Origin of the sequence: Nitratireductor aquibiodomus NL21 = JCM 21793, from assembly GCF_000615975.1 — a bacterium.
In the GTDB taxonomy this organism is placed as follows: domain Bacteria; phylum Pseudomonadota; class Alphaproteobacteria; order Rhizobiales; family Rhizobiaceae; genus Nitratireductor; species Nitratireductor aquibiodomus.
Genome location: NZ_BAMP01000040.1, coordinates 1 through 22,785 on the forward strand (window position 1 = coordinate 1; position 22,785 = coordinate 22,785).

General features: G+C 58.7%; 27 protein-coding genes, 1 tRNA gene and 2 pseudogenes. 21 read left to right on the top strand and 9 right to left on the bottom strand.

The genetic code is table 11. From position 1 onward, the window contains the following. Window positions 1-1,458, top strand: a 1,458-nt coding sequence (locus JCM21793_RS25635) for a translocation/assembly module TamB domain-containing protein (protein ID WP_036540253.1), incomplete at its 5' end; no start/stop codon positions are given. 170 nt (window positions 1,459-1,628) lie between these two features. Here JCM21793_RS25635 and JCM21793_RS25640 read toward each other — a convergent pair. After that, window positions 1,629-2,206, bottom strand: a pseudogene (locus JCM21793_RS25640) (protein-L-isoaspartate(D-aspartate) O-methyltransferase). Here JCM21793_RS25640 and JCM21793_RS31485 point away from each other — a divergent pair. The 6 genes from JCM21793_RS31485 (at window position 2,105) to JCM21793_RS12355 (ending at window position 6,105) form a co-directional block, all read left to right on the top strand. Beyond that, window positions 2,105-2,383 carry a hypothetical protein gene (locus tag JCM21793_RS31485; RefSeq protein ID WP_370671645.1) on the top strand — a complete coding sequence of 93 codons (279 nt, stop codon included), beginning with the start codon at window positions 2,105-2,107 and terminating at the stop codon, window positions 2,381-2,383. The pseudogene JCM21793_RS25640 and the gene JCM21793_RS31485 sit on opposite strands and share 102 nt — an antisense overlap. Before the next feature lie 233 nt (window positions 2,384-2,616). Beyond that, the gene (locus tag JCM21793_RS12335) at window positions 2,617-3,888 is read left to right on the top strand and encodes a tyrosine-type recombinase/integrase (RefSeq protein ID WP_244439740.1); all 1,272 of its coding nucleotides are present in this window, start codon (window positions 2,617-2,619) and stop codon (window positions 3,886-3,888) included. Next, window positions 3,888-4,253, top strand: coding sequence for a hypothetical protein (locus tag JCM21793_RS12340; protein ID WP_155983432.1), 366 nt, complete (start codon window positions 3,888-3,890; stop codon window positions 4,251-4,253). The genes JCM21793_RS12335 and JCM21793_RS12340 overlap by 1 nt, the downstream gene beginning before the upstream one ends. A 73-nt stretch (window positions 4,254-4,326) precedes the next feature. Further along, window positions 4,327-4,539, top strand: coding sequence for a helix-turn-helix transcriptional regulator (locus tag JCM21793_RS12345; RefSeq protein ID WP_025030567.1), 213 nt, complete (start codon window positions 4,327-4,329; stop codon window positions 4,537-4,539). 125 nt (window positions 4,540-4,664) lie between these two features. After that, complete coding sequence (locus tag JCM21793_RS12350; protein WP_025030568.1) at window positions 4,665-4,895, top strand: hypothetical protein; 231 nt, start codon at window positions 4,665-4,667, stop codon at window positions 4,893-4,895. Then, entirely contained in the window at window positions 4,876-6,105 is a 1,230-nt protein-coding gene (locus JCM21793_RS12355; RefSeq protein ID WP_155983433.1) for a hypothetical protein, read from the top strand. Before JCM21793_RS12350 ends, JCM21793_RS12355 begins: the two co-directional genes overlap by 20 nt. A 233-nt stretch (window positions 6,106-6,338) precedes the next feature. On the opposite strand, the gene JCM21793_RS12360 is transcribed toward JCM21793_RS12355, so the two are convergent. Beyond that, window positions 6,339-6,602, bottom strand: coding sequence for a hypothetical protein (locus tag JCM21793_RS12360; protein ID WP_025030570.1), 264 nt, complete (start codon window positions 6,600-6,602; stop codon window positions 6,339-6,341). Between the two features lie 114 nt (window positions 6,603-6,716). Here JCM21793_RS12360 and JCM21793_RS12365 point away from each other — a divergent pair, with 114 nt between their 5' ends. From JCM21793_RS12365 to JCM21793_RS12420, 10 genes and pseudogenes are all read left to right on the top strand, one after another. After that, complete coding sequence (locus JCM21793_RS12365; protein WP_025030571.1) at window positions 6,717-7,826, top strand: hypothetical protein; 1,110 nt, start codon at window positions 6,717-6,719, stop codon at window positions 7,824-7,826. 139 nt (window positions 7,827-7,965) lie between these two features. Next, a complete protein-coding gene (locus JCM21793_RS12370; RefSeq protein WP_025030572.1) occupies window positions 7,966-8,460 on the top strand; it encodes a hypothetical protein in 495 nt (164 codons plus the stop codon). Next, the gene (locus JCM21793_RS12375; RefSeq protein ID WP_025030573.1) at window positions 8,450-8,935 is read left to right on the top strand and encodes a hypothetical protein; all 486 of its coding nucleotides are present in this window, start codon (window positions 8,450-8,452) and stop codon (window positions 8,933-8,935) included. Before JCM21793_RS12370 ends, JCM21793_RS12375 begins: the two co-directional genes overlap by 11 nt. 15 nt (window positions 8,936-8,950) lie before the next feature. Then, entirely contained in the window at window positions 8,951-9,679 is a 729-nt protein-coding gene (locus JCM21793_RS31730; RefSeq protein WP_155983434.1) for a phage major capsid protein, read from the top strand. Beyond that, window positions 9,679-10,050, top strand: a pseudogene (locus JCM21793_RS31735) (phage major capsid protein); the annotation flags it as partial. The gene JCM21793_RS31730 and the pseudogene JCM21793_RS31735, both read left to right, overlap by 1 nt. Before the next feature lie 152 nt (window positions 10,051-10,202). After that, window positions 10,203-10,394 (top strand): hypothetical protein, encoded by a 192-nt coding sequence (locus JCM21793_RS12385; protein ID WP_025030574.1) that lies wholly within the window; start codon window positions 10,203-10,205, stop codon window positions 10,392-10,394. A 759-nt stretch (window positions 10,395-11,153) separates the two neighbouring features. Further along, on the top strand, window positions 11,154-11,447 hold the full coding sequence (locus tag JCM21793_RS29235) for a hypothetical protein (RefSeq protein WP_155983436.1): 294 nt from the start codon (window positions 11,154-11,156) through the stop codon (window positions 11,445-11,447). 12 nt (window positions 11,448-11,459) lie between these two features. After that, on the top strand, window positions 11,460-11,660 hold the full coding sequence (locus JCM21793_RS29240) for a hypothetical protein (protein ID WP_155983437.1): 201 nt from the start codon (window positions 11,460-11,462) through the stop codon (window positions 11,658-11,660). Next, entirely contained in the window at window positions 11,647-13,515 is a 1,869-nt protein-coding gene (locus JCM21793_RS25655; protein ID WP_025030578.1) for a hypothetical protein, read from the top strand. The genes JCM21793_RS29240 and JCM21793_RS25655 overlap by 14 nt, the downstream gene beginning before the upstream one ends. Before the next feature lie 1,412 nt (window positions 13,516-14,927). Then, window positions 14,928-15,455 carry a GNAT family N-acetyltransferase gene (locus tag JCM21793_RS12420; RefSeq protein WP_081784698.1) on the top strand — a complete coding sequence of 176 codons (528 nt, stop codon included), beginning with the start codon at window positions 14,928-14,930 and terminating at the stop codon, window positions 15,453-15,455. A gap of 616 nt (window positions 15,456-16,071) precedes the next feature. Here the strand turns inward: JCM21793_RS12420 and JCM21793_RS29245 are convergent. The 4 genes from JCM21793_RS29245 to JCM21793_RS12440 all read right to left on the bottom strand — a co-directional run bounded on the left by JCM21793_RS29245 (window position 16,072) and on the right by JCM21793_RS12440 (window position 17,551). Continuing rightward, the gene (locus tag JCM21793_RS29245) at window positions 16,072-16,443 is read right to left on the bottom strand and encodes a hypothetical protein (RefSeq protein ID WP_155983438.1); all 372 of its coding nucleotides are present in this window, start codon (window positions 16,441-16,443) and stop codon (window positions 16,072-16,074) included. A gap of 52 nt (window positions 16,444-16,495) precedes the next feature. Then, window positions 16,496-16,822, bottom strand: a complete 327-nt coding sequence (locus JCM21793_RS12430; RefSeq protein ID WP_244439741.1) for a DUF5334 family protein — start codon at window positions 16,820-16,822, stop codon at window positions 16,496-16,498. Beyond that, window positions 16,770-16,961, bottom strand: a complete 192-nt coding sequence (locus JCM21793_RS31490; protein WP_370671644.1) for a YHYH domain-containing protein — start codon at window positions 16,959-16,961, stop codon at window positions 16,770-16,772. The genes JCM21793_RS12430 and JCM21793_RS31490 overlap by 53 nt, the downstream gene beginning before the upstream one ends. 356 nt (window positions 16,962-17,317) lie before the next feature. Then, entirely contained in the window at window positions 17,318-17,551 is a 234-nt protein-coding gene (locus JCM21793_RS12440) for a helix-turn-helix domain-containing protein (RefSeq protein ID WP_244439742.1), read from the bottom strand. 90 nt (window positions 17,552-17,641) lie between these two features. Between JCM21793_RS12440 and JCM21793_RS12445 the strand changes: the two genes are divergently transcribed. Then, the gene (locus JCM21793_RS12445) at window positions 17,642-17,956 is read left to right on the top strand and encodes a hypothetical protein (RefSeq protein ID WP_025030584.1); all 315 of its coding nucleotides are present in this window, start codon (window positions 17,642-17,644) and stop codon (window positions 17,954-17,956) included. A gap of 65 nt (window positions 17,957-18,021) precedes the next feature. Here the strand turns inward: JCM21793_RS12445 and JCM21793_RS25660 are convergent, their stop codons facing one another. The 3 genes from JCM21793_RS25660 to JCM21793_RS12460 all read right to left on the bottom strand — a co-directional run bounded on the left by JCM21793_RS25660 (window position 18,022) and on the right by JCM21793_RS12460 (window position 19,472). Further along, window positions 18,022-18,198, bottom strand: a complete 177-nt coding sequence (locus JCM21793_RS25660) for a YegP family protein (protein ID WP_081784702.1) — start codon at window positions 18,196-18,198, stop codon at window positions 18,022-18,024. 174 nt (window positions 18,199-18,372) lie between these two features. Beyond that, a tRNA-Lys gene (locus JCM21793_RS12455) sits at window positions 18,373-18,448 on the bottom strand. 106 nt (window positions 18,449-18,554) lie between these two features. Next, complete coding sequence (locus JCM21793_RS12460) at window positions 18,555-19,472, bottom strand: PhzF family phenazine biosynthesis protein (RefSeq protein ID WP_025030585.1); 918 nt, start codon at window positions 19,470-19,472, stop codon at window positions 18,555-18,557. A gap of 136 nt (window positions 19,473-19,608) precedes the next feature. Between JCM21793_RS12460 and JCM21793_RS12465 the strand changes: the two genes are divergently transcribed. The 3 genes from JCM21793_RS12465 to JCM21793_RS12475 are packed head-to-tail and all read left to right on the top strand — an operon-like array spanning window position 19,609 to window position 22,759. Further along, window positions 19,609-20,838 (top strand): efflux RND transporter periplasmic adaptor subunit, encoded by a 1,230-nt coding sequence (locus JCM21793_RS12465; protein WP_025030586.1) that lies wholly within the window; start codon window positions 19,609-19,611, stop codon window positions 20,836-20,838. After that, window positions 20,835-21,551 carry an ABC transporter ATP-binding protein gene (locus JCM21793_RS12470; protein WP_025030587.1) on the top strand — a complete coding sequence of 239 codons (717 nt, stop codon included), beginning with the start codon at window positions 20,835-20,837 and terminating at the stop codon, window positions 21,549-21,551. Before JCM21793_RS12465 ends, JCM21793_RS12470 begins: the two co-directional genes overlap by 4 nt. Then, window positions 21,551-22,759, top strand: a complete 1,209-nt coding sequence (locus JCM21793_RS12475; RefSeq protein ID WP_025030588.1) for an ABC transporter permease — start codon at window positions 21,551-21,553, stop codon at window positions 22,757-22,759. The genes JCM21793_RS12470 and JCM21793_RS12475 overlap by 1 nt, the downstream gene beginning before the upstream one ends. Window positions 22,760-22,785: the final 26 nt, after the last annotated feature.

Here is a 22,785-nt window from a genome sequence, read left to right on the forward strand (position 1 = left end):
TCCGCGCCCCTGACCAGCGCGGGCCTTGGCCCGCTTCAGCTTGCTGCGAGCGGGCGTTATTCGGGCAATGCGGTACAGCTCGCCCGCCTGACCGCCGACGGCCCGTCCGGGCTGGGCATCGAGGCGAGCGGCACCATTCCGCTGTCCGGCGCAGGCCTTGGCGTCAACGTGGCGGGCACCGCACCGCTTTCAATCGCCAACCGCATCCTCGCCGACCGTGGCACCCAGATTTCCGGCACGGCCTCCGCCAATATCCGTGTTTCCGGCGCAGTGGCCAACCCGGTCATCAACGGCACCATATCCACCGCCAATGCCTCCGCCGTCGATCCGCTGACCAATCTGCGCATCAGCGATGTACGCCTGGCAGCAGCCGTCAATGGCGATCGCATATCGATCACGGAAGGGTCGGCGGCGCTGGCAGCCGGTGGCCGCGTTTCGGTTTCGGGCACAATCTCGACCAATGCACAGGCAGGCTTTCCCGCCGATCTCAGGATCGGTCTGGACAATGCCAGACACACCGATGGCGAGATGGTGACGGCGACCGTCAACGGCGCGCTCTCCATGACCGGCCCCCTCACCCGCGACCCACTGCTTGCCGGCGAGGTCAACATCGAACGCGCCGAGATCATTGTGCCTGAAAGCCTTGGTGGCGGCGCTTCGGCGATCGACGTGCGTCATCTCAACCCACCGCCGGCGGTGCAGCGGACACTGGAGCGCGCACGCGCCGACGACGGCACACCGATGCCCTCGGCGCGCCCGAGCGTCATGCGGCTCAACGTCAATGTGACGGCACCCGCGCGCATCTTCGTGCGCGGACGGGGCCTCGATGCCGAGCTCGGCGGCTCGGTCAGGCTGACGGGGCCGGTGACCAATATCCAGCCGGTCGGCGGATTCAAGTTGATCCGTGGGCGCCTGTCCATCATCGGCCAGCGCATCACCTTCGACGAAGGCCAGGTGACCCTTGTGGGCGATCTCGACCCGCAGCTCGATTTCGTCGCCCGCTCGCGCGGCAACGACATCATCGTTTTCATCAATGTCAGAGGCCGTGTCTCCGACCTCAACATCACATTCTCCTCGCAGCCCGAACTGCCTGAGGACGAGGTTCTGGCGCGCCTTATCTTCAACCGCGGCATCGACGAGCTTTCCGCCGTGCAGATCGCCCAGCTTGCGGCGGCGGCAGCCGAGCTTGCCGGAGGATCCAACACCTCGCTCCTTGGCTCGCTGCGCAACGCCACCGGGCTGGACGATCTGGATGTCGTCACCGACAGCGAGGGCAACGCCGCTGTCCGAGCCGGTCGCTATATCCAGGACAACATCTATCTGGGGGTCGAGGCAGGCGCGAAAGGCACGACACGCGGCACCATCAATCTCGACATCACCGAAGATCTGAAGGCGCGTGGTGCAGTCGGGTCCGACGGCAATTCAAGCCTCGGTATCTTCTTCGAAAAAGACTACTGATCCGCACAAAAGAAAGCCGGCCAGTGAAACTGGCCGGCAAACGGCGCGCTTGGTTCGGGTCGGGGGGATGGTGGGGGCGCGCCTAGAGCATGAACCCGCCCGGGCAACAAAGGTTCCAAACGAAGTTTCATTTTTCCACTTCCCGGCCTGGCGGTTATGCCCAATCCGCCCTAACGCTGCCAGCCCTGCGCCCCGATCAGCGGCACGAAGGAGACCGGCGCCAGCGTCTCCGTTCGAAAAGAGTTCTCGCCTTCCCGGACAACGCAGTTGAGCTTTTGCGGACCGGACGCCGAACCGACCGGCATGACAAGCCGCCCGCCCGGTGCAAGCTGCACGCGCAGCGCCTCCGGCACACGCGGCCCCGCTGCCGCCACGACGATGGCGTCGAACGGCGCCTCTTCTGGCAGTCCCAGCGTTCCATCACCGACGACAATGCTGACATTGTCCAGATAGCCGGCGTCGGCCAGGCGCCTGCGCGCCGCAATTGCCAGCGAATCATGCCGTTCAACCGAGAACACATGGCCTGCAAGCGGGAGAGAAGCGCGGTCGAATACCCGGACCCCGTGCCCACTTCGAGCACCCGGCTCTGCGGCCCGAGATCGGCGGCTTCCGTCATAAGGGCAACGATATAGGGCTGGGATATGGTTTGCCCGTCGCCGATGGGCAGAGCACCATCCTCATAGGCGAGTTCGGAGAGATGCGGAGGCACGAACAGTTCGCGCGGCACTTCAGCCATCGCATCGAGCACGGCTTCGGACGCAATGCCGCGCCGCCTCAGCACCGACAGCATTTCGCTGCGGCGGCTTTCGTTGATATGGGGATCGGTGTTGCTGCTCAAACCTGCCCGGCTTCAATCATGGAAACGTCGATATCCCATAATGCCGCCAAACGGTCTTCAACGTCCATCCTTGCGGCTATGACCTGATGCATAACGGCGCGCGGAACATGCATAGCTCGGCTGTCTGGGACCCCGGAGCTTTGGAGCAAACGCTAATGAGAGAAGGTTTGGTGGGTGATACAGGGCTCGAACCTGTGACCCGCTGATTAAGAGTTATAGACATCGAATATCAGGGTGTTTGACTGAATTTCAAAATTCACATCCAAATATCTGACTTTTATGAGCTTTCCAATTTCGTCCAATTCGGACCCTATTGCAATTTGGCTATCAAAACCCAATATGGTGGCGACACGGTGGCGACAAACGAGGGCGAAGTGGCGACAATCAAACTCACAGCAAAGGCAATTTCAGGTCTCGATAAGGGCGTATACTACGATCAGACGTTGAAGGGGTTTGGCCTCCGCGTAGGGGCGAACGTGTCTACATGGTTCGCGGAATATCGTCCTGGCGCTGGCGGTCGCGGTGTCGCGAAGAAGCGGCATAAGATTGGGACAACCGACAAACTCACCGCAGAGCAAGCACGCGCAGCCGCACAGAAGCTTCTGGCTGGTGTCGCTCTTGGAGCAGATCCAGCGCAGCAGAAGGCAGAAGAACGAGCGGCCCGTTCGTTTTCAGACGTCGCCAGTTCTTACGTCGAGGAACACGCGCGAGCGAAACGCAAGGAGCGCACCGCGGATTATTATAAGTACCTCCTCGACCTTCACATAAATCCCCGGATTGGATCTCGCCGCTTCAAGGACGTTACGCGCGCCGATGTGATCGAGATGCATTCTGCAGTCGGAAAGTCCGCAGGGAAGTTTGTAGCCAATAGAGCGCTGGCCGTAGTATCTGCCGTTTTCAACTGGGCTGATCCCGATGGCAAAAACCCCGCCAAGGGCGTCGAACGGTTCCGCGAGGACGGTCGCGAACGTTACCTGTCGAGCGAGGAGATGCAACGTCTCGGCGAGGCGATGATTGAGGCTGAGACCATCGGCATTCCACACGCCCCTTCGACTTCGAAACATGCTCCAAAGAACAAGACACGCACCGTTCATGGTCCCCATGCTGTAGGTGCTATCCGCTTGCTGATGCTGACCGGTTGCCGATTGCGCGAGATCCTCGATCTCGAGTGGTCCCATGTGGACGCAGAGCGCGGTTTGCTATTCCTGCCCGACTCCAAGACCGGAAGGAAAACGGTGGTGCTTTCGTCTGCCGCGCAAGATGTTCTGAAGTCCCTGCCCCGCATCGGCAGATTCGTGATCGCCGGACGCGACGCCGGCACCGAGAATGAAAAACCACGCGCCGACCTTAAGAAGCCATGGACCGCAATCTGCGCCCGTGCAGGCCTCGAAGGACTGCGAATCCACGATCTGCGCCACAGCTTCGCTAGCGTTGGTGCGGGTAGCGGATTGGGCTTGCCAGTAGTTGGTGCCCTGCTCGGACATAAAGATGCGAAGACAACTTCGCGGTATGCGCATGTCGCAGTCGATGCTTCTCGCCGTGCAGCGGATGCAATCGCTGGCCAGATCGCTGCCGCGATCGGAGGAAAGTGATGGCCAAACTCCCTCCAATTGAGGTTCGCGCCATCTGGGCAAAAGACGAACTGAACAAAGGAAAAGCCAACCGTGAAAAGGCACTCCGTTTCCTTGCAGAAGCAGGCGATGGCCCACTAGCCCGCGAGCTACGCGCATCAATCAACAAGCGTGGCCGGCAGCCCTTCGGAGCCAAGCATCGCTGGTGGGACATTGGTACGGAGAACGACGATCTCACAGCACAGGGAATGGGCTATGAGGATCGAGTAGCGGAGCTGGGCGCTAGATTCATGCTGCATCCTAGGCAGATCGAGGAGGCCATAGCCAAGTACGGCAACGCGGCCGAAGAAATCCGCGCGATAGACCAAAGCACTCAGGACCATTGATTTAAGCACGGTAAGAGAAATATGCGAAAGCGCATATCGTCCTTCATGCAACATCATACATGGAGGTGACACCATGCCCAATATCAGGGTGCAGCAGGCGGCCGACTACTGCGGCCTTTCGAAGTCTTTTCTTGATAAGGCGCGCATCTACGGCGGCGGCCCAGCGTTCTTTCGGTTGGGGCGATCCGTAATCTATTCTACCGATGATCTCGATAGCTGGCTCGCTGCCAATCGCGCGGCCGCCAATGACAACGCCCCTGCCCTAACAAAGAAGAAATGCGCGTAAGCGCACCTCCCCAACTGGCCGGCCATCCCCGCATCGAAACCCATCTCCCCGCCGCTGGCCGGTTGGGCACCAAGCAAGACCGCGGCTAACGCGGCGAGCCCATAAACCCACTAGGAACATCAACAATGCAAATTCTTGACGTTCGGCGATGCTCCGCCGGCACGAATGTTGTCGCGCGTTTCGACGTAGAGCTCGACAACGGAATTCGCCTCTATGACCTGAAATTGACCAGGGCGGCACGCGGTTGGCGTGTCTACGGCCCGCAACACCATGGCGGCAAGACCGTCACGCTTCCCATCACTATTGCAGATCTCATTGCAGAAAAGGCCGTCGCCCATGTCGAAGCCAGCCGATAAAGTTTCGGAGAGCCCAGCCTATTGGACTCACAAGGTTGATGCATTTCCCAGCCCTGTAGCTCAGTTCCGGATGGCACAGCTCATAGACTTCGATGCGCGCCTCTATGAAAATGCGCGGATCGTCTACCGTTTCCTTTGCGCGTGGTACCACGATGAGCACGGCGATGCGCTGCTCTCCCAAAGGCACGTCGCGAAGGTGATGAAGCAGCGCGCCCCCGAAGGCGCAGCCACACTTTCCAATCGCACGGTCGGCCGCGCCATAATCGCATTGATGGAGACCGGCTGGGTCGCACGCACCTATAAAGGACGCGGCAAGGGCAAAGGTGCCAGCCGGTACATTCCTGTTCTAAATGTTCTGGAGCTTGCCGCACTGGGTAAATTCCCCGAACCGGGCCAATGCACTGACCCGGTTGAACTGGGTCACGCCAATCGCCCAGTAGTGGGTCACGCCAATGGCCCAGTTGAGGGTGAGCCGGGCCACTATGGTGACCCGAAGACTCTACTACCTGACCCGCCGACAGGCGGGGTCACGGTAAGTAGTACTAACGCAGTATCCGCCGCGCCACCATCCGGCCTTACGGCCGATGGGGCGGCGGGTTTTGAGAAGATTTGGAAAGCGTACGGCCGGCTTGGCAATAAGCAGGCGGCCCGTGAAGCCTTCGCCGCAATTGACGAACCCGATGTCGAGCATGTTGCTGCGCGCGCCGCGTCTTGGGCTGCATCTGCAAAGGCAGGGCAGAAGCGAATGCCGTTGGAGAAATGGCTTGCCGCAGAAAAATACGACGAAGCCGACAGGCAGGTTGTGCCGAAGAAGCCAGTCGAGACAGCGCCAGCGGCTAACGACGACGAGCCGATTGAATGGGTTGGCGACGTCTCCGCAATTATACCGCCAGGCATGCACGGAGTGACGGTGAAGACGGCGACCGCGGCTTGGGACGGGAACGGCACCAAGGTCACGCTGGCAATGGACATCGACACAGGCCGGCTCCTGCACGGCGATGTCGAGCATTGTTTCTACGCCGAGCACGTCGATCCGAAAGTACAAAGCCTGGGCCAAGGACACCTGGCGCAGTTGGCCCAGGCTGCTGGAATCGACGTCGAAGATTCTAGCCAGCTTGTCGGGTTGCGGGCGCAAGCAATCGTCGGGCGTGACGGCTCCATCCGGTACGTACCGCTCGCCGACAACGATGACTATGAGGAGGCAGCATGAGTATGACACGTCGAAGCTACATCACGGACAGCGGCGTAGAGATGCGCCGGATTTCCTGGGAGCAGTTCTGGGCATTGCGCCCTGACTTGCGGCCTGCCGCGAACGATAACAATCCCCAACCAGCGGCCCGCGCCGCATGATGGGGGTATCCAACAAGTCTAGCCCCAATCGCCACGCACCCGCGTCCCCGGGAAGGGAAAAGCGCGTGCAAAATGAAAAAGAAAAAGTTGGGGCTAGTGGATGGTCCCGGAATGGTCATCGAGGAAAACGTCGATGCCCTCTCGGTCAATCAACTCTATCGCGGCGGCCAGTGCTGTTTGGTCGGACTGGAACCTATCGTCAAAGAGTGTGGATGCACCTTCCCTGTCGACGACTTCCAGAATCCAGCTTTCGTCACCCTCGCCGCGATAAATCTCAACGGAGACCGTCTTGCCGTCTCGAGTGACCTTCTGAGACAGCGGAGATTCAATGATTTCGGGTTCATCGTCTTCGAGCATGCGGCGATCCTATCGCTTGTGAATGCGGATGCAACCAGAAACCAACATATCCATGAAGCGCCCGGAAGAGGCGGCCCGCTGGCAACGTCCGGCACATGAACACGAGGGACCAATATGACGAAATTTCGAGGTGGTCTGCCTGCGCTGCGCTGGCTGGCCAAACACGACGCCGATGCTGCCTTGGCAGTGTGGCACGCGATCCGCGATGCGGAATGCGCCTATGTCGATTACAGCCCGCAGCAGGATAGCAGGGATGCCAACGCGGATGACGCGGAAACGCACATCGTGCCAGATGCGCCCCTGACCAGCGAAACGATGGCCGAGCCGACACGCGACGGTCCGGATGAGACCTGGCCCGAAATGCTGCATGAGATCCGGCCCGGAGTTGACGACATGCTCAGCAGCATTGGTTGGATAGAGTGGCCTTGGTGCGGCCAGCGCGATCGAAAAGGACGCTACAAGCGAACCGAACCACTGGGGTATGTCATGCGCGCACCTTCCGGCCAGGTAGTGTTGGCTGATGGCGCGATGCTTGAGCCTGACATAGATGGCGACACCATCACGCTGGGCGGCTTGACCTTCTACGTGCGTCCAGCGACACGACGCGGCCGCGAGGGTGGCCTGATGGTCAATTACGCGGACGGCGATGGTCGCCAACAGCGCCCGTCCTATAGGGCTACGAAGCCGCGCGGCGGAAAGCGGCCACTGCGCACTGTGGCTGCGGCGGCGGGGTATCTGGATCTGAAACCCACCGCGCCTTCGCCCATGGCCGCAGAAGGGCTGCGCAGGCCCCTTAGCGAAGAACCGGCGCTCATGCCCCTGTACACACCGCTTCTGCGGAAGAAGCCCGACGCCCTGGACTCCCGCGGTCGCTTCGGGGTGGAGGAAGGCCGCGCGCTCTTGCGCCGGCTGGAAGAAGCAGGCGGATTGCCGCCCGTCACCATCTGCCCGCCAGCGATTGCGAGGGGCGCGCGCTTCATGGGCGGCCTTGCCACGGCAAACGGTGTGGCGAGTCCACCTGGGCCCAATTGGGATCCGCGGGAGGTGAAACCGCTGCCGGCGGTCTTAGAGGAAGTCGGTTCGCGGGGCACGCTTGCCGACATCGGCGTGCGGCTGGGATATCGGGGCGGCCGCCCTGATCGCGCTGGCGGAAAGGCACTGCTGGCGGCTGGACGCGCACTTGTGGCCGAAAACGACAACGCAGGAAGAAAAATCGCGGCGTGATGTGCCAAATTGCGCATGCCCGGCGCGTATATATTGAGGGCATTGCACCTCGTGTTCAAATTTCACTCACCCGGCCACTGCGCCGGGTTTTCTTTTACCCAGAATCAAATCCCAAAAATTTCAAAAAGGAGGCGGTCCGATGACGAAATCGGAGTTTCTCGCCCTGCTGTCGCGCCGTCTCGGCGTGACGGAGACACATGTCCAATCGATCGTCAATCGCCTGCACAGCGCCGGCATGGTGACGCCTACGCGCTCTAAAAGGCATCCGCCTCCGATCGATGAGCCCGACGCTGTCAGCATCCTGTTGGCGGTACTGGCCGACCGAGGTCTTGAGCATGCCGCGGATAACGCATGGACGTTGGCCGCAGCACATCATGACGGCGAGCGCTTTGATGCGTTCCTGGCCCAGCTGCTTTTCGGCCCACCACGGTATGTCGGCCACCTGATCGTTCACCGCGAGGGCGCATCGGTGGTCGTGGATGCCGCGCACATCGAGTTTGGCGAACGCAGTGAAGTGCCGACGCGCTTTATTCCGGGCGGGGTGCTGATGGCCATTGCCGCGGAACTCCAGGGCGCGACGCCACGCGATGCAGACGCTATCGCAGCAATTACGAGGATCCAGAATGGACATTGACGAACTGATCGACGCTGCAGCACGCGCGGCAGCTGAGAAAACGAATCAAGGCACTCGAACGGCAGTCAAAAAACAATCACTCCCAGAGGGTGCTGCAAGGGCGGCTCTCAAGGCCCTAGCGCGACCAGAAGGTGACACAAAATTATTGGCCGATATTCGGCAGTCGCAGCGCGAAGACGGGCTCCACTCCGTGCCACCCTGGGTGTTCGCACACTACTTCCCACCAGAAAAAGTCGAGGATTTTGAGCTCAAGCGTCTCGAAAGCCCACACGACGATACCTCTTGGCTTTCACCGCGAAAGCAACGTGAATCCGCGTTCCTTCAGTTCAACATGCTGCTCGCCGGATGCCGCGCTGAAAATGCAGCTCAAGAGGCTGGTCAGACCCAATCTGGAATCGGCGGAGCCGGCACTGGTGCTCGCAGCCGAGCCCGCCACCAAATATTTGCCGCCATCATGCGCGGCGACATCGATTAACTGAAAGGAATAGCCATGAGTGAATTGGCCTCCATGATCACCAGTCTCGGTGACAAATTCAAAGCCACCACCGAAGACCTCACCACCCGCCTATCCGAACTCGAACGCCGCGCAGCGCGCTCTTCGGAAGATCACGAATATGTCGCCAACGACAACCACGAGTCCCTTGGCCATATCGTCGCTAACGATGACGCTGTGCGCAACTTGACCAGCGATTTCCGCGGCAAGGCTGTCGTCAAGCTGCGCGGTGAGAGCGCAGCCATCACATCTTATCCAGCAACCGTTGGCAGCAATACCTCTGCTGGTACGTCGCTGGTGCCGGCGCATCGCGTACCGGGTATTGTGACCCCATATCAGCGGCGCATGACGATCCGCGACCTTCTGCGTACGGCGCGCACCACCTCGAATAACATCGAGTGGCCTCGAGAGACGAATTACACCAACAACGCAGACGTTGTCTCCGAAGGCGCGAAGAAGCCTTATTCGGATATCGAGTTCGAACTGGAGAACGCGCCGGTTCGAACGATCGCGCATATGTTCAAAGCCAGCCGCCAGATCCTTGACGACGCCGATGCGCTCGCGAGCTACATCGATCGCCGCGGCCGTTACGGCCTCCAGTTCAAGGAGGAGCTACAGCTCTTGAGAGGCGATGGTACCGGTCAGAACATTGAAGGCATCATCCGCAGGCCAGCGCCTATGAGACGGCTCGAAACTCGACGGGAGACACGCCGCTCGACGTTCTAAACCACGCCATTAGCCAGGCCGAAGAAAGCGACATTCCGATCACGGGTATCGTTCTTTCCAAGAAGATGTGGCGCGACATGTTGGGAATCAAGGATGGCGACGAGCGTTATCTCAGCGGCGGCCCGTTCGGCACCACAGCGGCACAGATCTGGGATCTACCCGCGATCGGCAGCAACGCCATGGCTGACGGCGAATTCCTCGTCGGAGCTTTCGAGGATGGTGCGACAATCTTCGACCGTCTGGAAGCGGAGGTTCTGGTATCGAGCGAGAATGACGACGACTTTGAGCGCAATTTGTTCTCGATCCGCGCGGAGCAGAGACTGGCACTTGCCGTTTTCAGGCCGGATTCATTTGTCACCGGCCAATTCTAATCCGGCGGCGTGAATGACGGGTCAGCTTCGATCCGGAAGACGTGATGCGTGCCGCCAACATTTCCTGATTGCGCATCAAGTCATGAGCAGTGCCCTGCGCCGAAACCCTTGCGGCGCGGGGCATTTCACCTCACCCAACCAGAGGCAAAGACATGTCAAGTCATGACGACATGCAAGAAGCTGCACGGCTCATCGTTGAAGACACGATGAGTAGGCTGGCGAAACTTGGTGCAGACCACCAAGCCGCAGCAAAGCTTCTCGCAATTCAGGGCTATATCCGTATCGAGAATAAGCAGGCGCAGGCCGAATTGATCAGCACACTTACTTCCCTGATGGATGGATGAAGTCGCTGCGCATAAACGCTTCCTCCGATCGCGCGAATGGCAAGAACGACTGCGCCCGCATCATCTGATGCGCGAGCCGCTATGCCGATTTTGCGCGGCTCTTGGCGATGTTACGGCCGAGGACGTCCAGGTCGACCACATCGTTCGCCCGAACGGCGATCCGGTTCTTCAACGCGCCCCCGAGAACCTGCAAACACTGTGCCCGACACACCATGCCGCGAAGTCACAGTATGAGCGCGGCGATTGCAGTCGGCCGCTGATCATCGGGTTCAACGCTGATGGCTGGCCAGTCACATGGACGCCGACCGAAGCGTCGATGGCTAGCCAGGGGGGTGTTTTGAAGTGTGGAGGTGCGCGACGGGGGCACCGTGATGGGCCCTTTCTGCGCATTTTCAGTGCCCCGGTTCAACAAAAATTTCGGAGGTGACTTATGAAGCCACCCAAACACCTACGGCCGGCAACCCGTAGATGGTTTGCCGGCGTTCTCGACGACTTCGACCTCGAAGACCACCACGTACGACTTCTGACCTTGGCGGGCGAAGCTTGGGACAGAGGCCAAGCGGCCCGTGAATACATCGACGCCAACGGGATGACCTTCACGGACCGTTTTGGCCAGCCAAAAGCCCGGCCGGAGGTCGCCATTGAACGAGACTCGCGCATTGGTTTCGCTCGCCTGATTAGGGAGTTGGCTCTGGATGGCGTTGACGCCCCAGAGGCTCCGCGTTCGCCGCGAACCGCAGATTACGGGAGTCGCCGCTGATGCCGGTGCGAACGCGAAGAAGTAAACGCCGTCATGGTGCTGGCGTCGGTGCCTGGTTTGACGTTTTCGAAGGGGAATTCGATTTCTTCGGAGAACTGGAAGCGGCCGGCGTAGATCTGAATAGGCATGGCAAACCGGACCTCGAAGTAGCCCGCACCGCGTGGTCTGAGCTGGGCGTAGCATTCATGGAAGAATTCCACGCGCGCTATCCGGATGGCGCACATTTTATCCCGTGGGCGGTTGAGCAATTCGGCGTGCCGCCGCAACGGAAACGCCGCTTACGGCGGCGCTAAAGGACACAAAGAATGACCGATAATTACACCACCGCGTGCGCACGCGCGGCCGATTACGCACGCGTTGAACTCGCCGTTGGCACTGATGCCAGCACGCTGGCCGACGCACTTATTACACAGGCCGCTGCGATCTGGGCGGCGAACACAGGCCGGCATACCGCGGCGCGAGAATTGCTTCGTATGTGGCATGAGGTGACGTATGCCGGCGACTAATGTCGAGAAGCTTGTCGTAAGCCTGAGCGCCGATATTCGCCAGTATCAAAAGGCGTTGGATCGCGCTCAGGGCGTTACGAACAAGCAGGCGAAGGCGATCGAAAATCGCTATCGCCGAATGAACAAGAACCTCGCGTCGCTCGGCAAGACAGCCATGGCCGGTTTCGCTGCTGGCTTTGCTTCCCTCGGTGTAACGGCAACAGTCGCCGGCTTGCGCGATGTCGCGGGCAGCATTGCTCAAATCAGCAACGAAGCGGCGCGCGCCGGCGTTACGACACGTGTCTTCCAAGAGTGGGAAGCAGTTGCTGTGAAGGCCCGCATTCCTGTCGACGCGCTGGTCGATGCCTTCAAAGAATTGAACATTAGGGGCGATGAATTCGCACAGACCGCAAAGGGGTCTGCAGCAGAAGCATTCGCACGCTTAGGACTAACGCCAGCCGAGGTCAAAGAGCGTCTCAAAGACCCGTCCGAATTTATGCTCTTGCTGATCGAGCGCACGCGCCAGCTAAAGGACACGGCGGCGGCAACACGTATCTTTGACGAGCTTTTCGGCGGTACAGGTGCGGAACGCATGGTTTCGCTGCTGGGCCAGTCCACGGACGAAATTCGCGCCACTATCAGTGAAGCGCACACGCTCGGGAACGTGCTTGATGACGAGGTTATTGCACGCGCGGCCGAGGTGGATAAGCAGTTCAACCAGATTGTTCACACGGTCGGGCAAAACCTGCGTGGCGCGATCGTTTCCGCGGCCACCTCACTGCAGGATTTCGTCAATGCCTTTAATGGATTTGAGGCCCAGCGCACGGCAAAGCTGGACGAAAACCTTGCCAGGCTCGGCAAGGAGCGGCTCGAAATCGAACGCGAGATCGGCGAACTACGCGAGCGCCAGAGGCAGGGCCACGTTGGCGCTGGCGATGGCATTCTAGGGTCGTCAATTGGCGAATCCCTGATCGGGGAATCCATCGCCGACCACGAGCGCCGGCTCGAGGCACTTGCTGCAGAAGAAGAAATGATTCTGCGTGTAGTTTCGGCGCGAGACAAAGCCGCCAAGACCCCGGAGCCAACAGCCACGAGCGGATGGTCGCCTTCACCATACACACCTCCGCCGTCAAGTGGTGGCTCTAGCCGGGATGCGAGTGCCGCAGCCGCGGAGCGTGAAGCTGAAGCCGTGCGGAGGCTTATTGCGGGTCTACAGCATGAACTTGAGCTGGTCGGCGCGACAAATCTAGAACGCGATATCGCCAATGCGCTGCGCCAGGCTGGTGCGGCTGCGACGGCCGGTCAGCAAGCTCAGATCGTATCCTTGATCTCCGCCCTTGCCGCAGAAGAAGAAGCCGTACGGAAGGCGTCGGAGGCGACGGCGGAAATGCGGGATATTGGCCGGGATGCTATGCGCGGTCTGATCGATGATTTGATCGCCGGTAAAGACGCAGGCGAAGCCTTTGCCAGCGTGCTGTCCAAGATCGGTTCGAAATTAATCGATATGGCGCTCGGCGGTCTCTTTGGCGGTGGTGGCGGCCTTCTGGCGGCCTATTCGGCTTTGCCGGTGGTGGTTACGTATCTGGAAAGACACCCAAGGCAGCCGGCTTCGACAAAGGCGGCTATACCGGTCCTGGCGGCAAGTATCAGCCGGCCGGCGTGGTGCACAAAGGCGAATACGTCTTTTCAAAAGCTGCCGTGGATCGCATTGGCGTCGGCAATCTGGAGGCGATGCATCGCAATCTCAAAGGTTATGCCGAAGGCGGGTTTGTTGCACCGTCCGCCCCTGTCTTGCGCGCTGCGCCGGCAGCATCGTCGGGGGCGACGTATGCGCCGCAGTACAACATCGACGCGAGCGGTGCAGAGGCGGGCGTAGAGACGAAAATATCTGCGGCCCTAGAGGAATACGACAGGGGTAACTATCAGCGGTTCCTCGCCAATCTAGGGGACGCCAGAAAGAGGAATGCGATTTAGGAAAAGTGCCAAGTTTCGTTTGAAGGTGGCGCTTTTTGTATGATACTTTCAGATTGCTCAATCGACCTTCAGAATCTTTTTCGGAGGTTGCGGTCTCGCAAGGTCCAGTTGCGAGACCGCGTTTCGGTGGCTTTACGCCTTGATTATCATGATGAGTAATTCAATCATCATTAGCAGAATTATGATTTCTTCTGCTTTGCTCAATCGGCCTCTTTTCTCTCCCGACGCGGCTAGTAGCGAACAACTCGCTGCTTTCAATCCGACTCGGTTGAACCGAACCCGCATGTCACATTCTTCGCATCATTGACGCTGGGTAAAGCTCCCATCTTTGATTTAACCGCGATTCACAGGTCGCAGCCACAACACGTGGATCATTTGGCTAAGCTAGTTGACGACCGGAGCAATCCTCCTGAACGCTATATTATTTCTGCCCTCGCACTCATATTGGCTCCTTTCCGCCTTGACCGGAATGGGTGCTGATTCTTATTTTGTTCCAATGCAAATCAAAACACTCGGCGATGCTGGACACACTCTGCGACGGTCTGGATGCGCTGCGCTTGGGGCAAGCGCCAACGAGCGAATTGTTGGGGTTCACACCTTAAGGCTTGGGGCGCTCAAGGGAGAATTCTCGCTCGCTGGCGACCAAAGGTAGCGGGTGGGCTTTGCACCTACACTGGTGTGATGGCGTAGGTCGGTCGACGCTTCGGAGGGCGGCTCGTCAGCGCCGGCCGGTCGGTCCGAGTCAGGTCCGCCGCACCTATTGATGCCGGGATTCGCAAATGGACGGCTAGTAACGAACCGTTTCGGCGTGAAAAGAAGCGCTGGCGGGGTGGTCGTCGATTGCCCCCACCACCATATGACGTGTGGTTGTCAGAAGCGTCAACGGTACGCGATCGCGTGAGGGGGCAATCAAATTCCCCTTTGGTGTTTTCGTAAAAAACAGCGGGTGTTTCGCGTAAAAGGCTGCAAAAAATCTTTTTTGATTTTTTTTTATAAAAAAAGCCGTTTCGTGCTACGGAACGAGACGCGAGTTCCGTAGCACGTTGCGAAGCCCGCGTCAATCATCTATATATGCACTCGTCTGCTTATAATTTCACCAAAAAAGGAAGGAGCGCAGAAATGGCAATTGTTTCGCATGCGTTCGGTCAGGTGCGATTAACTGATGTGGACGCGGAAAAGTTTTACAATCAGGTTACGTACGGCAAGCCCAAGGCGGCTGCAACACATTCCGTAAAATCCGGCTCTGAGCTTTACAATTCTTACCGGAAGAACGGAACCGTTAAGGTGACAGTGAAGTCGACCAAGGGTCGCTAATTGTCTGACGTAGATCTTGAATTGCGAGCGATAGAGCCCGGTGACAAGGTTACCGGGCTTTCTCTTGGCGATCCAGATTTTCAGCCTTTGAAGACCTTTTTGCAGCGGGACGCAAAAGGATATCATGCGCAAAATCTAGCTAAAACCTACGCGTTTTTCGATGAAAATGCGAAGATTGTCGGTTACATTACACTCATTTGCGCAGAGATAACCACCGAGCGCAAAGAAGACCTCCCCGCCCCCGATCTCACCTACAACTACAAGAGCTACCCAGCAGTCAAAATCGCACGCTTAGCAGTTGATAAACGCTTTCGGGGAAATGATTTGGGGAAGAGCTTAGTTCACTTCGCACTGGGGATGATCAAGGAAGCCATCTGTCCGATTGTAGGCTGTAGGTTTGCAGTTGTTGATTCCAAGCAAAAATCGATAAAATTCTACGAAAAGTGCGGATTTACGCTTGTAGACACAGTCTCCAATAGAGATCGACCAGAACCAATTATGTTTCTGGACCTACATAAAGTCCCCTAGCAACCCCGCTCTCCGCATCTCGCCCCATTTCACGAACTCCGCGCGCCGCCAGATCGCATTATCCGATCAACCCCACCTATCGACACAGACTCCTATCGACATAGGTCTTGTTTCCATTTGAATTGATGTAGTAGCAGCCGCCACGCGGACCGCGGTAGTAGGTTCGAAAGGCTGAAGCCCTCGAATATGTTGCTCGCTGTGACGGCGTACGCTGCTGGGCAGCGACAAATTCCCTCGAAGTCTCCCTCAGGTCGGTTGCGCGAGCACGGGCATGGCGATCGCCGAGAAGTGGCTGAAAAACCACATGCGTTGTTGAGCCGTCTGCCAGAGAAGCAGTCCCAACCAAAGGATGGCCGTCACTATTGGTTCTGATTGCTATCGTGCCAGTCCGGCCATCCTGGCACGCAATAGGCGCAGTGACTTCAGTCTCCTCTTCACCGCGAACATACCTGCCAGTACAAGCGGTGCTCTCGCCAGAGATCGTGAAACTTTGATCGAGCACCACGCCTGAGTATGGCATTTGTCCCGTGGCGCAGCCGCTCAACAAGATTGCGGTGCCGCAGACTGCCCGTATTCGCATAGTACTCCCCTGGCGACGAACAAACGGCCGGCGAAATTAGAATGCATTAGCGGCTTTTCCGAAGACGAAATCGGCTTCAGTACCATCCTCGAGACGCACCCTACCAGAGCCATCAATGCCGTTGGCTTCTCGGGTCGCGATCACCAAACCTTTTCGGCCGTCGTTGCATTGGACAGGCATCGAAATGGTGATTGAGGTATTCCACGAGTCATATGTGCCTGCGCACGTAAGCGGCTTTCCGTTGAACTTGCCAGACGCTTGGAAAGATCCGCCGGAAGCTGCCGCAGTTGCTGTACCACGCATCACGTCACCGGTGTCAGAGATGACAACGACCGGAACGGTAAGTGAGCCACATCCCGAGGCAACCGCGCACATGAAAATAGAAGCAATTGCTTTAGATTTCAGCACAAAGTGCTCCTATTCTTCCGATTGGCAGACGAATCTCTGAAGTGATGGATGTTCAGTCATCCATCTCAAACGTCCGGTACTCACCGGACTCGCTGTCATAGACTTCAACTTCCACAGTCGATCCCCACCGTTCGATACGCTCAACGGTCACGTCGCGATACTCTCCAGCTCCGTAATCGTAGATCTCGATGTCTCTGCCACTACGTACAAGATTGCCTTTCTCGATCTCGACTGCATCGCCCGTGTCGGAATCGTAGCCGTCCCAAGCAAAACTGCAGGCCACGGTTCCTAATAGTGCTGCAGCAACTAAAAGTGTCCTCATGGCACTAGTGGCAATGATAGCCGCCGCGCTTATGGTCGCGGTGACAGCCGTTTGCATCTGTGTTGCCACTATGGGCTGAGGCAACCTGCGCACCAACTATGGATGCGAACAAACCAATTAGAGCTATGGAGACAAGTCGCTTCATTTGATCCCCCAAGGATTTGAATGACGATAGACGGCTTAGGTCGTGTGGCATTCTCTTGAGCACCAATAACAACCATTTGATTGCCAGTAGTGCTTCTTGGCAACTACAACGGCAGAATGGCACGATTGATGCCAACCAAGGTCTGTGCGCCGGGATGGAAGAAAAGCGCAGGTCATATCATGCACTTCATGATCGCCGTTGATCTGGGCAGTATCATTGACGCAATAATACGGCATTATCCCCTCCCTGAACCACTCTACAATCATGGATTGCGATCAGAGCTGAGTCAATAACGAAATATTACCTTGCTGAAATAAAGGTAATAATCGATAAGCGGGGATTCAGAATCTTCTTCCTCATACCTCCGATCCTACAAGTCGCTATCCGCTTGCGGCGGTGGGAGGCGCTTACTCCGACTCCCGCAGCTTCACCACGCCTTCGCCGCGGTCGGTCGTAATGAACTCTACGCCAGCTTGTTCAAGGGCGGTGCAGAGCTTGCGGAGTGTATCCGCATGCCCGCCCGATTGACCATTCTCCAAACGGGAGATCGTCATAGGCGCGACATCAGCCAGCTTAGCAAGTTCTCTAACCCCGATCCTCAATGCGGCACGCGCCATACGGATTTGCTCACCTGTTATCATCGTATCTGATCCTGTTGACAGGGTATTCATATCGTGTTTTGAATACAAGGTATTCGTTTTCGCAGACAGAGACAACAGGATCAAGCCGACATGATTAATGAAATGCCAAATCCGCGCGAACACGCACTGCTCGAACTGGAGGCGCCGATATGCGACTTGGCCCGCCTTGCTCGGGCGATTGCAGTGATTGGAGAGTCGGTGCGCCGCGACATTGAAGGGATGAAAAAGGTCAACCCAGACTGGGAGCGTGGGTTCAACAGCTACCTCAATGCCGATCTTGAAGTGCTGTTCGATTATGCCGACCGCGCGGGCGACCAGGTATTAGAACTGCGGAATGCGTTTTATGCAGCCGCAAAGGCGCGACGCGTCAAAGACGAAGCCACCACTACCGTCTACCAGCATTAGCCTTTCAACCGCACACCACACCACCCTGCCCCGTCGCACACCTATGCGGCGGGGCTTCCGTATTTCTAGGAATTATCTTCGATTGGAGCGTTCGGGCCGTTCTTCTTGATCGATTCGATTGCGTTCTGAGCGCTGGACTTGCTGGAATAGCCTTCGGTCGAGAACATGATCTCGCTGTTGTATTTGAAGCGAACGCGGTACTCGCCAGCCTTATCGCGGTAGATTTCAAACTTGTGCATGATTCTCAACCCTCCTTCGATTTTCGAATGCTGAGGCACTCTAACCGCGGATGGACAAGCGTCAACCAGACTCATCTAGCGCAATGTGCGCTGGGTCGTCTTATCAAGCGGTGGCGACACGGTGGCGACAAATTTTATCGCCACGGCATCGCATCTATCGTAAGTCGTTGAAATTATTGGTGGGTGATACAGGGCTCGAACCTGTGACCCGCTGATTAAGAGTCAGCTGCTCTACCAACTGAGCTAATCACCCGACCATTTCGTGCGGCAATCAGGTCGCCGTCAACCGAATGACCGGCTCCTTAAACGGTTTCGTGCAAGCATGCAAGACACTCTGACACGAGTTTGTCACTTATTGCTCAAATCAACAGCCTGCCCTCCGCCACGCGGATCGCATGGCCACCGATGCGGGCGGATTCGACCGCACCCCCGTGGACATCGATTTCGAGGCGAATGCTGGACGGTCGCCCCATTTCAATGCCCTGTTCGATCAGCAGACCATGCGACCCGTCGACCAGGGCATCGTACTGCATGATTGCACCGGCAAAGGCTGCAGCCGCCGAGCCGGTGGCCGGATCCTCTGCGATCCCGTCATCCGGGGCAAACATGCGCACATGAAATGCATGATCGTGGTTCACCGTCTCCCGGCAATAGATGTAAGGAGCGGCAGCCGGCCCCTCCAGTTCGGGAAGAAGTGAGCGCCAGAGCGCTGCGTCGATCCGGGCACGGCGCGCGACATCCAGATCGGCGACGGGCACGCACACATAGGGCACGCCGGCGCTCCAGGTGCTGATTGTGTGGTTCTCGAACCCGATTTCATGATGCCCGAGCCCGAGGGCCGCAGCCACCGCCTCCGGTTCGATCGGAATCGGCAAAGACACCGGAAGTCTGGGCAGATCGAACTCAGCATAGGCCGCTCTCTTCCCGACGGTCACCGCACAACGCACCGCCCCGACCGCTTCTTCAAGCATCAGGATGGAGGTCTGAATGCCGTCGTCACCGGTGCCCGCCCGCTCCGCCAGTGCAATGGCTGTCCCGACCGTCGGATGTCCGGCAAAAGGCAGTTCCGTACGGGGTGTGAAGATGCGCAGCCGGGCGGCGTGGTTGTCATTCTCCGCTGGCAGCACGAACACGGTCTCCGAGAGATTGAACTCATCCGCGATCCGCTGCATGGCCGTATCGTCGAGGCCCTCTGCATCGAGCACGATGGCCAGCGGATTTCCCGCCAGAGCCTCATCGGAAAAAACGTCGTAAATATAATAGTTTCGCCCAGTCATCTCGCCTCTCACGGAAATATGCACGCCATTCGGACAATACGGTCGATCCGGCAGCGCTTTGCCATCTTTTGCCCACACTCGTCATACCACGTCACCGCGAACGGGGCGCACTGCAAACGACAGGCGGACCATGAAAATGACCGATCATGAATCCGGCGGGGCCGCATCGGCGATCGCGCAAGACCCCAGCGCTAAAGCCAGGTCATCAGGAACAAAACGCCGCTGGTCCCTGCTGCTGACGGGCGCAGCTTTGTTGGCGGCCAGCATCTGGTTCTTTGCAGGCGCCCGGTCAGGGCAGCCGGAAGCAGCCTATACGAGCCAGCTCGTGGAACGTGGCAATCTCGTCGCACGGGTCGCGACAACGGCTGTCCTGCGCCCGCGCACGCAGATCGAGATTTCAAGCGAGCTGAAAGGCACGATTCAGTCCGTGCCCGTTCGACAAAATCAGCGCATCCGGCGTGGCGACATCCTCGCAAAGCTCGATTCCACGGTTTTCGAATATGAGGTGGAACGCGGGGAGGCGTTTGTGGAAACAGCGCAGGCAAGCCTGTCCGATGCAGGGATTTCATTGAAGGAAGCCGAAAGGAAGCTCGCTCGCGCCAGGGCTCTCAGAGCCAAAAACGCGCTCAGCGAGCAAAAGCTGGAAGACGTGCAGGCCGAATATGATCGGGCGCAGAACCGGGTCGCCACTGCCAGAGCCGATCTTTCGGTCAAGCAGGTGGAACTCAGGCTCAAGCGCTTCAATCTCAGTCGAACGACGATCCGCTCGCCCATCGATGGCGTGGTGCTCTCGCGCAGCGCAGAACCGGGCAAAACAATGTTCGCCTCATCCGACGACGGTGTGCTCTTCATCCTCGCCGAAGACCTGGAACGGATGGAACTCATCGCAAAGATCAACGAAGCCGATATCGGCGCGGTCGCTCAGGGGCAGGAGGCGAGTTTCACGGTCGACGCCTATCCCGACCGGACCTTCCGCGCGGCGATCCGCGCTGTGTCCTTCGCCCACAAAAACGATGACAATCTGGTTACCTATGAGGCCAATCTCGACGTTCGCAACAGCGGCCTCAAGCTGCGCCCGGGCATGACCGCTTCCGTGTCGATAAAAACGGACGAAGCCAAAAACGCTCTCCTAATCCCTTCCAGCGCCTTGCGGTACAGGCCGCAGATCATTGAAGAGGAGCCGATCTTGAAAGGGCCCGGAGAGCCGCGGGGCTCCGCCCTCGTTCACGTGCTTGAAAACGGCAAGCTAAAGCCGGTACGTGTGCGGCTTGGCGTGCGCAACTGGGAGAAGGTCGAGGTGCTCTCCGGCCTGTCGGAGGGCCAGAGCGTCATCACCGGCGATCTGACCGGTGCGCACGCGCAATGAACGCGCCGGGCAAAACCGCGCCGCTTCTCGCATTCGAGAATGTGTGGCGCAGCTACGGCGGGGGCGACACACAGGTCCATGCACTCTCAGGCGTCAGTTTCGGGATCGAACGGGGAACATTCACCGCCGTAACCGGGCCCTCGGGCTCTGGGAAATCCACCACCATGAACATTCTCGGCGCCCTCGATGTTCCGTCCCGCGGCATCTACCGTTTCATGGGCTCGGATGCCGGTCGGCTGGACAACGCCAGCAGGGCGGAACTGCGCAACCGGCATATCGGATTCGTGTTTCAGGGCTACAATCTCCTGCCCCGAACGACGGCACTCGAAAACGTCGAGCTTCCACTCATCTACCGTGGTCTTCCGCCCCCTGCGCGACACGCCATGGCCGAAAAGGCTCTGGAACAGGTCGGGCTCGAAGGACGCAGGCACCACACACCGGCCGCCCTCTCCGGCGGTCAGCAGCAACGCGTCGCCATCGCCCGTGCACTGGTGTCGGAGCCGACCTTGCTCGTGGCCGACGAACCGACCGGCAATCTGGACACAGAGCGCAGCCGCGAAATCATGGCGCTGCTGACGGCGCTCAACCGTGAACGCGGGCTGACCATCGTCATGGTGACCCACGAGGCCGACATCGCAGCCTTTGCCAGCCGCCAGATCAGCTTTCATGACGGACGCATCGCCTTCGACAGCGATGCCGGGGCGGCAGTCTGATGTTCCTGGAGTCTGTCCGTCTCGCGCTGCGCTCCATCGCCCGCAACAAGATGCGTTCACTCCTGACGCTTCTGGGTGTCATCATCGGCGTGGCGGCGGTGATCGCACTGCTGACCATCGGCGGCGGTGCCAGGGAGCAGATACGTGCCGAAATGGCCGGCCAGGGCAGTCGCCTGATTTTCGCCTTTGCCGGCATGGTTCGTGATCCCGCTTCTCCAGCCGAAATCAAGGTGCAGCCACTCACAAACGAGCACCTGATGAACCTGGACAAATCCATTGGCCAGCACGCAACCATTGCCGCCCAGGCCGAAACCCGGCTACGCGTTTCCTATGGGGCGCGAGGCCTCTCGGCACAGATCCGGGGCGTGAGCGAATCCTATTTCACGCTGCGCGAATGGACACTGAAGCGCGGTCGCCTACTCTCTCCCCTCGAGGTGGCCAGCCATGCCGGAACCTGTGTGATCGGCAGCAAGGTGGCCAAGGCCCTTTTCGGCACGGAGAACCCCATCGGAGCCCGCATTCGCATCGGCCACCCGCATTGCCGGGTCGTCGGTGAACTCGCACCTAAGGGCGCTTCATTCTCCGGGGACCAGGACACGCTCGCCCTCATTCCACTCGGTCTCTTTCAAATCCGGATCAGCGGCAGGAATGAGCTTGCCCAGATATTGATCAACGCCCCCAGCGAGGCATTGGTAGCACCACTGAAAGTGCGGGTTGCCGAAGAGATGCGCCGTCTCCGCCGGATAGCACCTGGGCGCAACGACGATTTTCAGGTCGACGACATGGCCGAATATATGCGACAGGCGGGCAGCATCATCGGCAATGTCACGGCCATACTCGGCGCCATCGCCGCCATCAGCCTGCTGGTGGGCGGCATCGGCATCATGAACATCATGCTGGTGTCGGTAACCGAGCGCACCCGTGAGATCGGCATCCGTATGGCGATCGGCGCACGCCAGCGCGACATTCTGGTTCAGTTCCTGACCGAGGCATCCGTGCTCTCGCTGCTCGGCGGGCTGATCGGCATCGGGCTCGGCCTTGCCATTGCATGGGTCGTCACTGCGTTCATGAATGTCAGCTTTGTGCCGAACCTCACGGCGGTCAGCGCAATCGCGGCTGTCTCGGCCATGATCGGCATCGTGTTCGGCTTTTTTCCTGCATTGCGCGGCGCGCGGCTCGACCCCATCGACGCCCTGCGGCATGAATGACCGTCGAATACGCCGTCCACCCGGTC

Coding starts and splice junctions, on each gene's coding strand:
- JCM21793_RS12350 (WP_025030568.1), top strand. CDS start 4,665: ATGCAAATTCTTGACGTTCGGCGATGCTCCGCCGGCACGAATGTTGTC.
- JCM21793_RS12465 (WP_025030586.1), top strand. CDS start 19,609: ATGACCGATCATGAATCCGGCGGGGCCGCATCGGCGATCGCGCAAGAC.
- JCM21793_RS12345 (WP_025030567.1), top strand. CDS start 4,327: ATGCCCAATATCAGGGTGCAGCAGGCGGCCGACTACTGCGGCCTTTCG.
- JCM21793_RS12445 (WP_025030584.1), top strand. CDS start 17,642: ATGATTAATGAAATGCCAAATCCGCGCGAACACGCACTGCTCGAACTG.
- JCM21793_RS12440 (WP_244439742.1), bottom strand. CDS start 17,551: ATGATAACAGGTGAGCAAATCCGTATGGCGCGTGCCGCATTGAGGATC.
- JCM21793_RS29235 (WP_155983436.1), top strand. CDS start 11,154: ATGCCGGTGCGAACGCGAAGAAGTAAACGCCGTCATGGTGCTGGCGTC.
- JCM21793_RS31490 (WP_370671644.1), bottom strand. CDS start 16,961: ATGCCACACGACCTAAGCCGTCTATCGTCATTCAAATCCTTGGGGGAT.
- JCM21793_RS12375 (WP_025030573.1), top strand. CDS start 8,450: ATGGACATTGACGAACTGATCGACGCTGCAGCACGCGCGGCAGCTGAG.
- JCM21793_RS12385 (WP_025030574.1), top strand. CDS start 10,203: ATGTCAAGTCATGACGACATGCAAGAAGCTGCACGGCTCATCGTTGAA.
- JCM21793_RS12470 (WP_025030587.1), top strand. CDS start 20,835: ATGAACGCGCCGGGCAAAACCGCGCCGCTTCTCGCATTCGAGAATGTG.
- JCM21793_RS29240 (WP_155983437.1), top strand. CDS start 11,460: ATGACCGATAATTACACCACCGCGTGCGCACGCGCGGCCGATTACGCA.
- JCM21793_RS12365 (WP_025030571.1), top strand. CDS start 6,717: ATGACGAAATTTCGAGGTGGTCTGCCTGCGCTGCGCTGGCTGGCCAAA.
- JCM21793_RS12460 (WP_025030585.1), bottom strand. CDS start 19,472: ATGACTGGGCGAAACTATTATATTTACGACGTTTTTTCCGATGAGGCT.
- JCM21793_RS12360 (WP_025030570.1), bottom strand. CDS start 6,602: ATGCTCGAAGACGATGAACCCGAAATCATTGAATCTCCGCTGTCTCAG.
- JCM21793_RS12355 (WP_155983433.1), top strand. CDS start 4,876: ATGTCGAAGCCAGCCGATAAAGTTTCGGAGAGCCCAGCCTATTGGACT.
- JCM21793_RS12370 (WP_025030572.1), top strand. CDS start 7,966: ATGACGAAATCGGAGTTTCTCGCCCTGCTGTCGCGCCGTCTCGGCGTG.
- JCM21793_RS12340 (WP_155983432.1), top strand. CDS start 3,888: ATGGCCAAACTCCCTCCAATTGAGGTTCGCGCCATCTGGGCAAAAGAC.
- JCM21793_RS12430 (WP_244439741.1), bottom strand. CDS start 16,822: ATGCAAACGGCTGTCACCGCGACCATAAGCGCGGCGGCTATCATTGCC.
- JCM21793_RS31730 (WP_155983434.1), top strand. CDS start 8,951: ATGAGTGAATTGGCCTCCATGATCACCAGTCTCGGTGACAAATTCAAA.
- JCM21793_RS25655 (WP_025030578.1), top strand. CDS start 11,647: ATGCCGGCGACTAATGTCGAGAAGCTTGTCGTAAGCCTGAGCGCCGAT.
- JCM21793_RS12475 (WP_025030588.1), top strand. CDS start 21,551: ATGTTCCTGGAGTCTGTCCGTCTCGCGCTGCGCTCCATCGCCCGCAAC.